Source organism: Chryseobacterium urinae, from assembly GCF_030518295.1.
GTDB classification, from domain to species: domain Bacteria; phylum Bacteroidota; class Bacteroidia; order Flavobacteriales; family Weeksellaceae; genus Chryseobacterium; species Chryseobacterium mucoviscidosis.
The window spans coordinates 68,122-82,064 of sequence record NZ_JAULSJ010000015.1 but is presented as its reverse complement, the minus strand read 5'-3'; the positions used below and the strand labels follow the sequence as shown (position 1 = coordinate 82,064).

The 13,943-nt window shown below is 34.4% G+C and carries 15 protein-coding genes and 3 pseudogenes; 1 reads left to right on the top strand and 17 read right to left on the bottom strand.

Going from position 1 to position 13,943, the window contains the following annotated elements; all coding sequences use genetic code 11:
* The first annotated feature begins 374 nt into the window (after positions 1-374).
* Positions 375-3,776, top strand: coding sequence for a P-loop NTPase (locus QWT87_RS11470; RefSeq protein ID WP_302716192.1), 3,402 nt, complete (start codon positions 375-377; stop codon positions 3,774-3,776).
* Between the two features lie 942 nt (positions 3,777-4,718).
* On the opposite strand, the gene QWT87_RS21260 is transcribed toward QWT87_RS11470, so the two are convergent.
* The 17 genes and pseudogenes from QWT87_RS21260 to QWT87_RS11400 all read right to left on the bottom strand — a co-directional run bounded on the left by QWT87_RS21260 (position 4,719) and on the right by QWT87_RS11400 (position 13,357).
* Positions 4,719-5,465: a replication initiation protein gene (locus QWT87_RS21260; RefSeq protein ID WP_337250577.1), complete on the bottom strand. Its 747-nt coding sequence runs from the start codon at positions 5,463-5,465 to the stop codon at positions 4,719-4,721.
* A 6-nt stretch (positions 5,466-5,471) separates the two neighbouring features.
* The gene (locus QWT87_RS21255; protein ID WP_162088007.1) at positions 5,472-5,945 is read right to left on the bottom strand and encodes a replication initiation protein; all 474 of its coding nucleotides are present in this window, start codon (positions 5,943-5,945) and stop codon (positions 5,472-5,474) included.
* 862 nt (positions 5,946-6,807) lie between these two features.
* Positions 6,808-6,945, bottom strand: a complete 138-nt coding sequence (locus QWT87_RS11460; protein WP_302716191.1) for a hypothetical protein — start codon at positions 6,943-6,945, stop codon at positions 6,808-6,810.
* Between the two features lie 30 nt (positions 6,946-6,975).
* Complete coding sequence (locus tag QWT87_RS11455) at positions 6,976-7,215, bottom strand: hypothetical protein (RefSeq protein ID WP_302716190.1); 240 nt, start codon at positions 7,213-7,215, stop codon at positions 6,976-6,978.
* Between the two features lie 590 nt (positions 7,216-7,805).
* Positions 7,806-7,952: pseudogene (locus tag QWT87_RS21300) on the bottom strand (hypothetical protein); the annotation flags it as partial.
* A gap of 24 nt (positions 7,953-7,976) precedes the next feature.
* Positions 7,977-8,750: pseudogene (locus QWT87_RS11450) on the bottom strand (DNA cytosine methyltransferase); the annotation flags it as partial.
* A gap of 67 nt (positions 8,751-8,817) precedes the next feature.
* Positions 8,818-8,964, bottom strand: a complete 147-nt coding sequence (locus QWT87_RS11445; protein ID WP_302716189.1) for a hypothetical protein — start codon at positions 8,962-8,964, stop codon at positions 8,818-8,820.
* Between the two features lie 342 nt (positions 8,965-9,306).
* Positions 9,307-9,456, bottom strand: a pseudogene (locus QWT87_RS11440) (DNA adenine methylase); the annotation flags it as partial.
* Positions 9,457-9,519: 63 nt separating this feature from the next.
* A complete protein-coding gene (locus tag QWT87_RS21295; protein ID WP_139255407.1) occupies positions 9,520-9,756 on the bottom strand; it encodes a DNA adenine methylase in 237 nt (78 codons plus the stop codon).
* A gap of 322 nt (positions 9,757-10,078) precedes the next feature.
* Positions 10,079-10,660, bottom strand: a complete 582-nt coding sequence (locus QWT87_RS11435) for a hypothetical protein (protein ID WP_302716188.1) — start codon at positions 10,658-10,660, stop codon at positions 10,079-10,081.
* A 91-nt stretch (positions 10,661-10,751) separates the two neighbouring features.
* Positions 10,752-10,967, bottom strand: coding sequence for a hypothetical protein (locus QWT87_RS11430; RefSeq protein WP_302716187.1), 216 nt, complete (start codon positions 10,965-10,967; stop codon positions 10,752-10,754).
* Positions 10,964-11,173: a hypothetical protein gene (locus QWT87_RS11425; protein WP_302716186.1), complete on the bottom strand. Its 210-nt coding sequence runs from the start codon at positions 11,171-11,173 to the stop codon at positions 10,964-10,966. Before QWT87_RS11425 ends, QWT87_RS11430 begins: the two co-directional genes overlap by 4 nt.
* A 19-nt stretch (positions 11,174-11,192) precedes the next feature.
* A complete protein-coding gene (locus QWT87_RS11420; RefSeq protein WP_302716185.1) occupies positions 11,193-11,420 on the bottom strand; it encodes a hypothetical protein in 228 nt (75 codons plus the stop codon).
* Positions 11,421-11,425: 5 nt separating this feature from the next.
* A complete protein-coding gene (locus QWT87_RS11415; protein ID WP_302716184.1) occupies positions 11,426-11,860 on the bottom strand; it encodes a hypothetical protein in 435 nt (144 codons plus the stop codon).
* 30 nt (positions 11,861-11,890) lie between these two features.
* Complete coding sequence (locus tag QWT87_RS11410) at positions 11,891-12,436, bottom strand: hypothetical protein (protein WP_302716183.1); 546 nt, start codon at positions 12,434-12,436, stop codon at positions 11,891-11,893.
* A 70-nt stretch (positions 12,437-12,506) separates the two neighbouring features.
* Positions 12,507-13,112: a hypothetical protein gene (locus QWT87_RS11405; protein ID WP_302716182.1), complete on the bottom strand. Its 606-nt coding sequence runs from the start codon at positions 13,110-13,112 to the stop codon at positions 12,507-12,509.
* Entirely contained in the window at positions 13,112-13,357 is a 246-nt protein-coding gene (locus QWT87_RS11400) for a hypothetical protein (RefSeq protein WP_302716181.1), read from the bottom strand. The genes QWT87_RS11405 and QWT87_RS11400 overlap by 1 nt, the downstream gene beginning before the upstream one ends.
* Positions 13,358-13,943 lie beyond the last annotated feature (586 nt).

The window sequence follows — 13,943 nt, the reverse complement described above, 5'->3', positions numbered from 1 at the left end:
TGATAGATGTGGATTTTTTGGATGATCCGAAAAATAAAGAACAGGTGGAGGATATTATAGGATGCCTCTGTGCTTTAACGGGTACAGATATATGGCTTCCATATAAGTTTAATGACAAAGGATTTGCTTCAAAAATCACTTATCAAGAATGATTAGACAGCCCATACATCTCACATCCTTTTGCCAAAAAAGAAAAATTTATGGAAGATGGCCTTTTATCATTTCTATTAGAAGTTGATCCTGCATTGGGTAAAGAGAAAAAGTAAGAAATTAATACTAACGAGACAGGAACTACGATACATTATCGTAATTCCTGTTTTTTTGCAAAATCATAATTTAGTATATTTATCTATTACAAATGATATGAATAATTTATGGAGAAAACTTTAGCCGAACTCAATAAGCTTGTTAAAGACATGCCGGAAGATAAAATACAATCGGTGGCCGATTTTATGTTGTATAACCTGAAATTATTGAAAGATTGTTATGAGAAATCATATGACTATAAAGGGTACAAAGACCATTATCAGCTGGCTCTCTTAAAAAAAATACAGTATACACCATTAAAGCAATATTTGACAGGGGCAAAGTCTAGGGGGAAAGAGAAAAAGATTGATAATCTGGCCTATACGGCAGAAAGAATAGCAGATCATCGTAAAGATGGTTTGCCCAAGTTAAAGAATAGGCAAGCAATAGCTATTTATAGCTTTTATTTTGGGGGTTATAAAGAATTATTCAGAATTACGAGAGATTTTTTGAAAAACACCATGAAAATGGAAGAGGCTTTTGTGGAAATGATATACTCATCTACAGAAGGGGACATTCCTTATTTATCAGGAGAAAAGGTAGAAAAGTTCCTGATTCCGGGAGCTAAAATAATCAATACAGAGTTTCTTCAATCAATAAGGTTTGGTAAGTCATTTACCAAACCTGAATTTTACAGTTCGAAACAAGGTGATTGTCCATGGTTTGCTGTCATTAATGATTTTGACGTAATGAGACAGGGTTATAAAAAATTTAGAGAAACGATTACCAACAGCTTTAATGAAAATGTTGTAGGAAAGGTTACCGCAATTGTTTTCGGATCATCCGGCAGTGGGAAAAGTATTCTTCTCAAAAGACTGGCCATCGACCTTCAGCAGGAATTGATTCATATAATTTGGGTGGAAGAAGCTAAAAAATTTATGGAAGAAGGACTTGCCATAATTCAGGAAGAAGCTAAAAAAAATCAAAATGCAAGATTTTTGGTTATTATTGAAGATTGGGAACATCTAATAAAAAACGATTCTGAGCTTAGTGATGGGATTCTTGAGGGTACTCTGAAAATTAACAATATAAGAATTGTTATAGGAGATAAAAGTACTCAGGGTAAACCATACAGACGTTATCGGAATAACGATTTTGAATTAGAGTTGTTACCTGCCGAAAACGAGCAGATCATTGAAAAAATTGTTGAAAAACATCCCGACTGGAAAAGAGCTTCAGAAAGGTTATTAGAAAAACATAAAAGTGACCAATCCTCTCTGTTCTTAATGCTTTTCATTTTGGCCAGTATTGACCAGAAGGATTTTAATAACAAAACTTTAAACCTTTCCGAACCCCGACAGATATTTCAAAATATAATAGAAGATCAATTAAAATTTATAGCCGAAAATAGTGTCGGACTGGGAAAGGCTCTATTTTATTTCGGAAATATCTGTGCAGACAGCAAAATATCCATTTCTTATGAAACATTTTTACATATTGCAGATCATTTCAGTGCAAAAACAGAGGATAAAAATAATCTTGAATTTTTGAGCCAATGGGAAAGTGGCGAAAGTAAAGTCTTGAACATAATTAAAGAATATCTTTCTAAAGATGAAAAAGGATTTATTGAATTTAACAGCCCAATATTAGCAGAAGATGGGTTTAGCAAGATTAGTTATCCTGACTGGCAAGAATTTGGAGGCGCGATAAAGATCCAATTACTAAATGTTGTTACAGATTATGGAGATAATGATTCGGCTTCAGAATTTTTATCATCACTAATTAGAAAAAGGATGGACATGATCCAGGATGATGACGGAGAATGGTCAAGTTTTGAATATTGCATACTTTTATTGGATAATGATCGAAAATTACATTATATAAATAAACTGATTCGTCAGAAAAATAATCATCCGTCTTATATTCATCAATTATTGTCACTGATTCAAGATAATGAAAAACAATTGAATCATTATGCCGAACTGTTGTGGGAAAATGAGATTTATACTAAAGTCTTTTGGCGAAAGGTATTGTGTACAGAATCAGTACGAGAATTTTGGCTCGATAAAATTTGTAGTTTAGAAAATTTCATAAGAATTGATCAAAATTTAATCAATTATATTGTTTCTGATTTTTACAATGAGAGTGCTGTGAGATCTGCTGTGGGGGATGTAATAAAAGATGAGAATTGGAAAAACGTACATCCGCGTATATTATGGTCGATCTTATTAGATATAGGAGGAATTAATAAGGAAGAGCTTCAGCCATTTGCAGATAAAATTTTAAAGATTGTAAATTGCGCCAGATTTTATACGGACATCACGTACCTTAGTATGAAGCTCGCATCATCCAATGTGCGGAAAAAATTCATCAATACGATCTTTAACAGCAGATTCTCAAAAACTCCCAACGTTATTTTGCATGAGTGTCTGAGCTTTATAAATGATGACCTCAAACAGAAATTTGCTCAGAAATTTTTCAAGGAAGCCAATTGGGAAGAATGTGAGAGTTTTATTGTGATAAGTATGATGGAAGCCTTGGAAGGCGAAGAGCGACAGAATACAATCAAAAACATTTTAAAAAAGAAGAACTACCAAGCAACGAGCTATGAAATCTTAAAATATTGTTTAAAAACCACTTCAAAGACGGCTCTCAAAATAGAATTTATAGAAAATGTTTCCGCATTACCTCTTTCAACAAATACATACCGACTTTATTCCATCGTTTTAGATCACTATTATATTGGTGATGAAAATTTACGGGATAGATTGAAAAATATTTTTAGGGAGTCGATAGAACATACTTCCGGTACAGACTTGATAAGCCGATATCTGAAGATCACAAAAGATCCGATAATGGCATCATTCCAATTGAAATATTGGATATATAGTGGTTTTAGATTTTCAAAAGATTTTTTTCCGCACGGTTATAATGAAAATTATCATGATGATCTACTTTCTCGTTGTCTAATGTGTTTTGAAAGGAATGATTCTTTGCCCGATGAAGTTGAATTTACCATCAAAAAAATAATTGATGATTTCAATGTTGCACGTTGTTTAAAGTCCAATCCTTATTATTTACTATTGTTAAAATTAAGTTTTCATCATAGTATTTCTTGGAAAAATGAAACAAAAAAAATAATTGAAAACTGGAAAATGTATGATCGGAGAATATTGTACAGTGTATTGGGAAGTCATTTGGATTTTCCTGAAGAAATTGAAACTTTATGCAAGCATATTATGCTATGCTGGAATATTGAATTGAGAAAAATTTCCCAACAGTATGGAGCTGATAAGGAATATGGGGAGCATCTTATTGTTGCGATGGGGCATCCTAGCCTACAACGACAAGCAAAACACACTGCAATGATGCTTCAAGATAAAGGATCTAATTTATCCGAGGGCTTTATAGAATTGGCTGATAATATTGTAAATAAAGATAAATATCCGCAATGGGAGCCTTATGATAGTGATTTTATAGATTTACCAATATATAGATTGAACCCAATAAAATTTATCATAGGAAGCTAATTCTCTTTTTTTTGAATTGCTACATTGAAGTCAAAAGTTCCTAGATGTATTTCACATTTTATTTTTGTTTCCTCTTGCAATACTCTCTTGTTTAATTAATCTAAACAATGAATTTATATTATTTCATTAAAATAATGAATTTTCCTTTGAAAATGTTTAATTCGTGACAGATCACGCTCCCCAAGAAACGGAGAGAACAATATGATACCCATTCTTTTATAGCAGAGGAAACCTCGGAAGGATTACTCATCAAGCCTATTCTTACCAACTCCCCATCTGAAAGATTTATTGAAACGTTTATTGAGAATTTTAAAATTCAGGCAACAAAGCAAGGATTTACGGAAAAGGAAATAGAAGAACTTGTAGAGAAAATAAAGTAATAATCGAAAATGTAAAGCGCATTTTTTAGAAGTATCAACAGAAAACGCAGTTCAAAACTATATTTTTCTGTTTTTTGAAAAAATGATAAAATTCTCTTGCATTCGCTGATTTAATGAATATAATGAATTTAGTTAATTTGATTAACTCTTTTATTTCTTCCGTATTAGACAATGAACAAAATAAATGCAATGAAACAATTACATTTTATGGCGAACCAGCCTGAAGACAATCTCGAAAAGCTCATCTCACAGGAATTGATAAAACAAGATAATCCTATAGAATTTATTTCGGATGTTAATGAATTCTGACTGGATACTTTGTTTTGGTACGAAGAAGATGACTCTGAATTGGAAGATATCTATATTCAGTACCAAACGGAAATAGAACTGCTTGTCCAAAACCATTTGGACGAGATAGAAAAAATTCTTTCCTATTCCCAAGATTCGACACATAGTAAAGTTTGGCGGGCAATGGAACAAACTTTATTGAATATCGAGACCATTATTTCTGATGTGTAATCCTCTTTTTTATTAGAAATTAGATTTCAAATATTATCATCAATTAATTGTCTCCAAACTCCTCTAATAATTTTTTATCAATCAATCCTTCCAGAAAAGGATTGACAATCCCCTGCTGATAGGATTTATTGATAACATTATACATAAATAAATTGGTTTCTTTTTGTTCCTGAATAATCTCTTCGATGAGTTCAGGTGTTAAAAACTGCGCCCTTAACTCCTCTGCCCTATGTTTTTTTGCAATATTTTTTTGTTTTTCCAATTCGGTTTGTTCAGATTTTAGCTGTCCAACATTTTTTTTCTTTTGGGATTTTTTCGAGAGGGTTTCAATTTCCTCTCTGTAATATCCATTTTGCAGGGCTTTGAGGAAAAATCCGCTTTTCTGCTTTACAATATTGGTTTTAAAATAATCTTTGCAAAATTTCAAGGTCTGTTTGATATACTCTTCTTCGAATTCTCCCAAAATTTGATTTTCTAAAACAACTTGAGACACGCCGAAAGTCCTGATTTCATCGTGCCATTTATTTTCCTTACCACTTTCATTCTCATTTTCGGTGTCATTATTGGTATTATTACTTTCAATGACCGTATTTTTATTTTTGTGTATCGTGAAAACCAGTTTTTCCACACTTCTAGAAAATTCGGAAATTTCCTCAAAAGTAAAACGGATGTCGGTATGTTTTTCAATATCTTCCTGTGCTTTAAGTAAAACCCTCTTTTTGAAGTTGGCATATTTTGCATATTTGTCTTCCACACAAAGAATTTCTTTGAGCTCCTGAACTTCAAAAATTCTTTTTCAAATCCCCTCGTAACTTTTCAATAATTCATAGAAACGGATGCTGTGACCGGAAGAAATTTTCAGAATATTTTTTAGGTCGTACAAGAGAAATTTAGATTTCAATTGCAACAAATACGGTTTGAGTACCGGATGAAAACTAGCTTCCAAGACTCCTCTGCCGTCAACGGAATATTTAAATGACGAAACCAGAGCCGTTTTAATTTCTTTGTCTTTACCTTCCTCTTTTACAGGAATGGTAATAATTTTTTTGAGCATCGAAGTGGTGAGCGAATTAATCTCCGCATAAATATTCTTGTTTTTAATTCCGAAAGTCTGAATAATATTTTTAATCGGAATATTATAGGTTTTAAAATCCTCATCCTTATCCTGGATCATACTGATGATCAAGGTAAAAAGTCTCATTTCCATCAGATTAAAAGAATATCTTGCAGTGACGAGTTCGTGGGATTTCTTGACGGTAAGTTGGGTCATTTCTTTGATTGTACAAAGTAAAATGTCGGATGTAAATGTATTTAAGGTTAGTTTTTGGCTTATTATTGGTACATTGATAAACTTTCATATTGGTACATTATTCAAAAGCTACCTTTGCAAGCTACTGTAATTTTTGGATGGTATATTTCAAGATGATTTTTCATTAAACCCTAAATTTGTTATATTTCACAGAATCCTTGAATAAGTAGCAATTCCACCTTTTTTATGTAGGTGTAGTGCCTTAATTTCGGTGCTTTTTACCCTAAATTTGATATATTTCGCCCTGTTTTTGTTATCCTTTGCCCTAAATCTGATACCCAATGCTTCGTAAAGCCTTTGCAGTAGCCAATCTCAAAGCCTATAAACAATATAAGAATGTAAGTGATATAACATCTTAAACAGAGATAAAATAAAATCGTTGTTGCTAATTTTTAGGGATATTTTTTTTATTAAATAATTAAAAGCGATGTTTGAAGCTATTTTTAATTCTTAATTATTCATTTTTAATTGTTTCCCGGCTACATTTTCAGGGTAGATTCAAAAGATTGTTTTAGGTTTAACAAAGGTTTGTTTTGGTGTTTGAATTGGCTTTGATAAAGAGATTCAGCGTCTAAAGACTATTGTTAATCTTTAATTTTAAATTTCATGAACAGCTACATTTTTAGGGTAACTAGAGTTTTTCCATCTAAAATCTAAAATTTATAATTTCGATAGTGGCTACAATTTCAGGGTGGGAGGCTCCTCTGCTCTAAAATTTCAGGTTTCCGGTGGCAACAAGAATAACAAATAGGAGCAATACAACAGATACAGCAATAGAAATAATATAGTATGTCGTGGCTTTTTTGGATATTCCCAGCATTTCTCAGTACATAGTTGTGATTTGATTTTTAGCTTCCTGTTGGTTCATCAACAGTTGAGAATTGTTTTCTTTATAAAATTCAATGATTTGATTGTTGGATTTAATTTCCTCCTCCTGTTCCTTGATTTTGAGTTGAAGCATAAATTTTTCCTGTACAAATTCTTGGGCTTCTCACTCCTCTGCTCCTCTGCTTTCCGTTTTCGAATTTTCTTTTTCAGGAGTAGATTCTTTTTTCAAAGGTTTGCCCATTGCGTTCCCCATTTTTTTTAGATCGTCTCGGTTGAGATAACTGCTCTTTCCTTTAGAATCTACTTTGTTAATGAATTTGATGTTCAGTTTGTTTGCTCGGTTGTACAATGTAGTTGAACTAACACCTAGCATTCTCTCTGCCTCTGCTTTTGAAATTTCCATAACGTGTTATTAATGATAAATGATTCAGTATTGATAAGTGACCGATAACTTTTGGTTATCACGCAGTATAAAGTCAGTGCAATACTTGTTTTTCTGATGCTTTATTACAACGGCATCAATGCTTGTAAAGCCTTTGTTACGGGATTTGCAAAACTTTATAAAACGTTGGTAGATGGATTGTCAAATGTTTTAAAGACGTTATTCAAACCCTTACGGATTTATAAGCATTGAAAACACTTTTTCAAGTGATTTACTTTAACAATGCCTTGACATTCATTGTAGAAGGTTTGTCATGGGATTGATAAAGTTGTGGCAGACTCTGACAAGGGTTTGTTAAAGTATAGCAGAGGAGTGTACCAACCTTTGACAACCACCTTGTTGATTGTTTCAGAAAAGCAATTATTTATCTTATTTTTCTGTGAATGCAATCTTTATAAAGGTTGTGAAAAGCCTTGTTAATGTTGCAGACAGAGGAGAGGAGTGAGGATTCAATATACAATATAACAATCTACCAATGTAACAGTTTAACAATGCTTTGGATAGCATATTTTTTATTTAGCAGATTGCTAAACTTTCAGATTGTCATATTATTAAAACCGTTGTCTTCTTATTTCATTTGCAATTCTAGCCGTCATCAATGGAGGAACACTCATTCCACAGACATAGCGGGTTGATATGTTGCAGAAATTGAAGTCGGTTGGAAAACTGCTCATGCGGATATATTCAGTGTCGTTAAGATTGCGTTTTTCGGGGTAATATACTCATGCTCCACTTGAAGTCAATGTAGGAGCAACAATATCATCGTACAGAATATAGGTACTAAAGAACGCATTGAAAGTATTCAGATTTCTGTATTTAGCATCGGCAAACTTTAAATTTTGATCACCGCATTCTACATAGGGTCGTCTTTTTTCAATGGAAGGTCGGAGCGGAGCATGGGTGGTAGAGTTTCTGTCGGCAATGGCTCCAAAGTAAACAGGGGATTCGTCAAAATTTAAAACTAAGTCCGGGAATTCTAAATCCTTCCTTCTGGCAATAAAGAAAATACGTTCACGCGCTTGGGGAACACCCATCGTGGCGGAATTTAGCCTGAATACTTGCACCTGATATCAAAGCAGGCTAAGCCTGTCATAAACTTCAATCGCATATTTTTTTGCTCTTCCGGCAACGAGTCCCGGAACATTTTCCATCACGACCACTTTGGGTTGGAACTTGGCAACGGTCTCGCAGAACACAAACACGAGTTCATCCAATATCTGTTTTTTCTGTCATTCTTTAAATACTTTTTCTCTTCCCCGGTATTCCTCACGTTTTCAGGACATCGAGAATGCACTGCAAGGAGGTGAACCGTCCAAAATATCCAGATTATAAAGTTCTTTAGGTAAATCGTTTTTAAGATTAAAATCCTTGATGTCCTCGTGGTAAAAATACTTAGGGGAGTGATTGGCTTGGTAGATTTTTGCCATCCTGCCATCTATTTCTACACCGCCCAAATGTTGAAAACCTGCGAGCTTATATCCCATAGTAGAACCACCACCTCCAACAAAAGCTCAGAATACTTTCAGATTATGAACTGGTGGGTAATCATGCTTTAAGCTTCGGTCATATTTTAAATTTTTCGTAATCTTTTCTGATTTTATGGATGGGGATTTCTTCGTTTTTGAAAACTCTCTGTTTGATTCTTGGTTTGATCTTGCGCATCACGACATTTTTTCTTTGATGGTTGTATTTTGGTTTTGAGGTGTTCATTTCATTTTTGTTTTAGGCAATTAAAAGATTGAGAAATTAGTAGATTTAGTGATTAATTAATTGATTCATTCTCTACATTGGCAAACTGTTACATTGATATATTGTTACATTTTATATCGGATAATTCGCCACCAACACTTCCGTTTTCCTTTTGTTCAGAGCTTTCTTGCTGTTGTGAGAGGCTGACAAAGGTTGGTCAAAGGTTTTTACATACCATTGATGCTCCTTGACAAACCTATCGAGTATTTTAGATGGAAAATTACTCAGTAAAAATTTTCACTTGATTTGTGATAATACCGTGAGGTCTCTGATGAAATCATCTTCGTGATAACCTCCGTAATGTCATTGGTTCGTTCCGATATAAGGAGGGTCGCAGTAAAAGAAGGTATCTTCATGATCTCTCGACTGGATGACCTTATCCGCCTGATTCTGTTCAATTTGCGTGTAAGAAAGACGGTTACTCATTTCTTCTTTAAAATTTTGTATTTTATTCTGAAATGTTGTAGGGCATTTGTTGTCCTTCGAATATCAAAAGCTACCTATACGACTGCAAAATCATTGATTGCATGAGACGTAAAATGCTCGTGCTCTTATGACGGGACTGTCTGCAAAAAGCCGGGGAGTTTCATAAATGAAAAGTGCTTTTTTATAGGTTTCTCTACTGTGAAGGGTAGCTTCGATTTTTTCGTGTAATGCTTTATAGTTTTTCTTCAAAACTTCGTAGAAATTAACGACATTCATATTGGTGTCATTGATAATTTCAGAAGGAGAAGGCTCTTTAGCCCGAAACAGTGCGCCGCCTCAAAAATAAGGTTCTACATAGATTCTATGGGGAGGCGTCAATCAAAGAAGCTCTTTCAATAGATTCTGCTTCCCACCATAATACGTAATCGGGGTTTTCATTTTTGCTTTAAGCAGGGGAGTTTTATTTTTTATTGTTATTTTATTTTCAGAGAAATTGTTCATTTTCACTTTTTGTAAATAAAGTAATGTATCTATTGCAGGGGAGTGTGCTGCTTAAGAAAATAAAATAGCCCGAGTAAAAAACTTGGGCTATTTCCATAAATTCATTGTTGGAACGGAAACCATTCCCAACCTTTGAATACCAAAGGTTTTACTTGCTTTTTTCAGTTTTCTTGTCCTCCTGCTTCCTACCGAAATGCGGTTTTTCTGAAGCAGGTTTAGAATCAGGATTGAAATTCTGTTTCTCTTCCAATTTATTAGCTTCAGATGATACATCCGAAGGTTTCGGAGATTCCGAATTGGGTTTATCAGAATTTTCTGAAACAGTTTCCGATGTTAGAGGATTCTCCAAATTTTCTGATGCTGTTTCTTCTGATTTTGATTCCACGTTTTCTTCCGTTTCCTTTTCAGGAGACGAATGAACTTTGGAATGCATCCATTCTTGGAGGGTTGGAAGTTGTGACATTTCCTTGCTCCAACGGCTCATCATATATGAAATAATTTTGAAGTCATCTCCGATAAGCTGTAAAAGTTCATTATTTTCCATTTCCACGAGGTTATATTCAGATGGAACTTCGCCCTCGAAGTTGTGGGTAATAATTTCAATTAATTCTTTTCGGGAAAAATGTTTGACCATTTCCGTACTGATCGATTGATACTGAGGTTCAGATTTTACTCTTTCTTTTAGCACCGCTGAAAATATTTTCAAGAGTGCCGTTTTGTTTTCGTTCATAAATTTAGATATTAGATGTTAGACTTTAGACATGAGATATCAGATATCAGATATCAGATGCCGGATTTTTGTTTTCGGTTTTGTTTTCGTGTTAATTTGCGCAAACCACCATAAAGCGTTCTCCTTCAACAAAGGAATTGTTTTCAGACAGTTTTCCGTTTCGGATAAGGGATTGTCTCACCTGATCAGCCTTTAGGTAACTTTGATAAAAGGATTTCGGCTGAAAATAAACGATATCCATACCGCTGGTTTTGTGTACGATGATAAACACGGTGAGGATAAATACACCATGATCCTGCCTGTTCATATCATTATCGTATAAATGATGACAAACTCAGTGGCATTTTCATTGGGAATAATCTGTAGGATTTCCCTTTCCTGATCGAAAAGACTTCCCAATTCCATATTTACAAACTCTTCAAAACTTGGAAGAGCTTCATAATCTTTATGGCTGTCATAATGCTTTCTCCTGTTAAGGATCATTACCTGTGGCAGCGATTTTTTGTTTTTCATTTTGTTTTTGATTGATTTTTTATTGTTCTTTTTCGGGTTTTACCCTGTACATTTTTTTAACGATACAGTTACTTTCGGTAACAGATTCTTCATTTTCTATTAATAAATTTCTGATTTCTAGGGCTTCTGCTTCGGTGAGATAATAGGGTTTGGGATGAATGTAAATCCAGTCAAATTCCCCATCAATATCTGCAAGAGCAATTACATAGACTTCCTGAAGGGTTGCCTTGTTGTTTTCTGTGTCCATACGGTTTATTGATTCCATATCTTTTCTGATTCACTAAAGCCAATCCATCTGTTGCCTGCATCAAAGCCTCTGCAACCGAGTTCATGACGGATAATTTTATCCAAAGGAACTTGGTACTTCAAAATAAATTTGAGCAGCTCGCCTTCCATTACCGAGAACTTTCCAAGGATATTTTCCCAATGCTCTAACATTTCGGGATCGCCTGCAATTCCTTTCAGATCGCCAAACGTCCAATGCTGGTAATTTTCGGGAAGCGAGTAATACTGATGCGTAATTTCCATTTCTTCGGCAGTTTGCAGATCTGCAACGGCATAATTATCCTCCGGTCCGTCAAACACCACAAACTGTTTGGGAATATTTCTGTACTCAAACTCCAGCCATAAAGCTCTGTCTCTGGCTTTATCCAGATTATTATAAAATTCTAATATTGATTGTTTCATTTTTGTTTTAAAAAATAATTGGATAAAAGATTACAGGCTTAGGATCTGGAGCTGATGTTCCTCAAACTGTTCTTCCGAAATGAGAAGTGATTTTTTAGACTCTGCTTCCCATTCAGTTGTATAATATTTGGAAAGAGGAACAGAAATATATTTGTCTTCTTCTTGTATAGAAGATTCAAATACGGCAAATAACGGTTCGGGAGTTCCCGCCTTTCGGCAAAGTGCCTTGAAGTTGCTGTGGTCGTACTCGTCCCAATCTGCCAAAATTTTGGTCATCAGGTAATGGGTTTCGATTTGTAACTGGCAAAGAACGTCATAAACTTTCTGTGGTGTGATTTTCTCTTCCAATTCTTGTTTCCATCTTTCGATGAAGTAAGACAGAATATGAATATCATCTCCAATGGCTTCAAGTAAATCTTGCTTGTCCATCGTTTCCAAGTCATAAGTTTCAGGTACTTTATCCAAGTATAGCCACTTCAAAATGTTTTGAAGTTCTTCTTTGCTTAAGATACTGCCGAATACAGGACTGAGGTTTTCTACTTTGTCTCTTTCGATTCTTTGCTGGAGCATTTTCATAAAGCATTGCACCAAAAGACGATTTTTGTTTTTGTTCATTGTTTTAGATTTTATGAGTTAGACATTAGAATTACCTTTGGCAACGAAGTAAAAATTCGTTTTCATCGGGAAGTTGATCCAACGGAAATGATACAATGATTTTGACAGGATAATAATCATTTTCTCCATCATAAAGAGGAAAGAAACGGTCTTCTTCTGAAATTCCAGCGGTATTAAAACCTTTGTAGACTTCAAACGAATTTTTATCATAATCAATCACATACGCCCATTCGCAGAACAGGCTGTCGGAAGCAAAATCGTAAGCATCGGTGGTTGTCAGTTCATCGAGATGAGTAAACTCCAGCAAGACTTCTAGGATTTGTCCTTCTCTTAATCTTCCGTAGCGTTCACGGTAACGAAAGGGATACCTTTCTTTGAATTTGTCTTTCTGCCTTGAATTAAGAATCCCATTGGTACAGCCGATAGATTCCAGAAACTCGTCCTGTTGCTTTTGGTCTTGTTCATTCCAAAGGCGTACTTTCGGAAGAATTTCTTTCAGGCTTTCGGTGTTCCTTGGATTGCTAAAAAACCACAACAGTTTCAAACCTACTACTTCAGGATAGCCATCATACTGCCCATAGGAAGAAACTTTGACTTCTTGGTTGTGAACCACAACCGTTAAGCTTCTTGTTCCCATTAGTAATTTTCATTTTCAGGGTTAGAATCAACTTCAGGATTATCCTGCGGTTCGCAGTACGTCATAATGGTAGAGAGAAGATGATCATAATCTCCGTCAATAGCTTCTTGCAGGACGGAGTCGATTTCCTCCTGCGTCCACTTCTCACGCCTTGCCTGTCTAGAGAAAGCTCCCATGATGGCATAAGCATTCCCGTCGACCCCGACTAACTCAAGGTTTAGTGTTTTTCCGATTTTGTTTTCCATTTTGTTTTAGAATTTTTAAATTTTTAGATTTTGTTTTTCTTGATTGTTTTAATTTTTGTGTCACTAGTTGATTGCTACGTTATTGATTTTTTCATTCTTTGTTATAAGGGGTTTTAATTTGTTGATGGTTGTTTGTTGTTTTGGATTGTTTCATTTTGTTTTAGAATTTTAATTTTTTGAATTTTTGTTTTTGATACATTGGTAGATTGATACATTGATAGATTTTTTGTGTCTTTACATTTTTGTTTTAAGTGATTTGATAGGTTTGCCGGCGATGGTGCTTGTATGGATTTTTGGTTGACTTGCAAGAGAAGTTGATGCAGTTTGACTTTACATTTTTACTTTTTAGAGATAGGAAGATGGTAATAATGGAAAGTGGAAAAAGGAAGATATTATGGCATAGAAATTGCAGTTAAAAGCTCGATAAACAGGGCGATTTCCGCTTTCCTTTGGAGGTTGCCAAAAAGGTAGTCTAAAAGGTTCTCAATAAGGTATTCTAAAGTATATTGACATTTTATCGACACTCGCACACCTTAATAGAAAGAACTTGACTTCGCATAAAAAATCCATAAGTAGCACCATCACT

Bases quoted from the DNA above. Each gene is read 5' to 3' on its own strand.
- QWT87_RS11460 (WP_302716191.1), bottom strand. From the start codon at position 6,945: ATGCTTCAACTCAAAATCAAGGAACAGGAGGAGGAAATTAAATCCAAC.
- QWT87_RS11430 (WP_302716187.1), bottom strand. From the start codon at position 10,967: ATGAACAGGCAGGATCATGGTGTATTTATCCTCACCGTGTTTATCATC.
- QWT87_RS11410 (WP_302716183.1), bottom strand. From the start codon at position 12,436: ATGAAAATGCTCCAGCAAAGAATCGAAAGAGACAAAGTAGAAAACCTC.
- QWT87_RS21255 (WP_162088007.1), bottom strand. From the start codon at position 5,945: ATGACCCAACTTACCGTCAAGAAATCCCACGAACTCGTCACTGCAAGA.
- QWT87_RS11455 (WP_302716190.1), bottom strand. From the start codon at position 7,215: ATGGAAATTTCAAAAGCAGAGGCAGAGAGAATGCTAGGTGTTAGTTCA.
- QWT87_RS11405 (WP_302716182.1), bottom strand. From the start codon at position 13,112: ATGGGAACAAGAAGCTTAACGGTTGTGGTTCACAACCAAGAAGTCAAA.
- QWT87_RS11420 (WP_302716185.1), bottom strand. From the start codon at position 11,420: ATGGACACAGAAAACAACAAGGCAACCCTTCAGGAAGTCTATGTAATT.
- QWT87_RS11400 (WP_302716181.1), bottom strand. From the start codon at position 13,357: ATGGAAAACAAAATCGGAAAAACACTAAACCTTGAGTTAGTCGGGGTC.
- QWT87_RS11425 (WP_302716186.1), bottom strand. From the start codon at position 11,173: ATGAAAAACAAAAAATCGCTGCCACAGGTAATGATCCTTAACAGGAGA.
- QWT87_RS11445 (WP_302716189.1), bottom strand. From the start codon at position 8,964: ATGAACACCTCAAAACCAAAATACAACCATCAAAGAAAAAATGTCGTG.
- QWT87_RS11415 (WP_302716184.1), bottom strand. From the start codon at position 11,860: ATGAAACAATCAATATTAGAATTTTATAATAATCTGGATAAAGCCAGA.
- QWT87_RS11470 (WP_302716192.1), top strand. From the start codon at position 375: ATGGAGAAAACTTTAGCCGAACTCAATAAGCTTGTTAAAGACATGCCG.
- QWT87_RS11435 (WP_302716188.1), bottom strand. From the start codon at position 10,660: ATGAACGAAAACAAAACGGCACTCTTGAAAATATTTTCAGCGGTGCTA.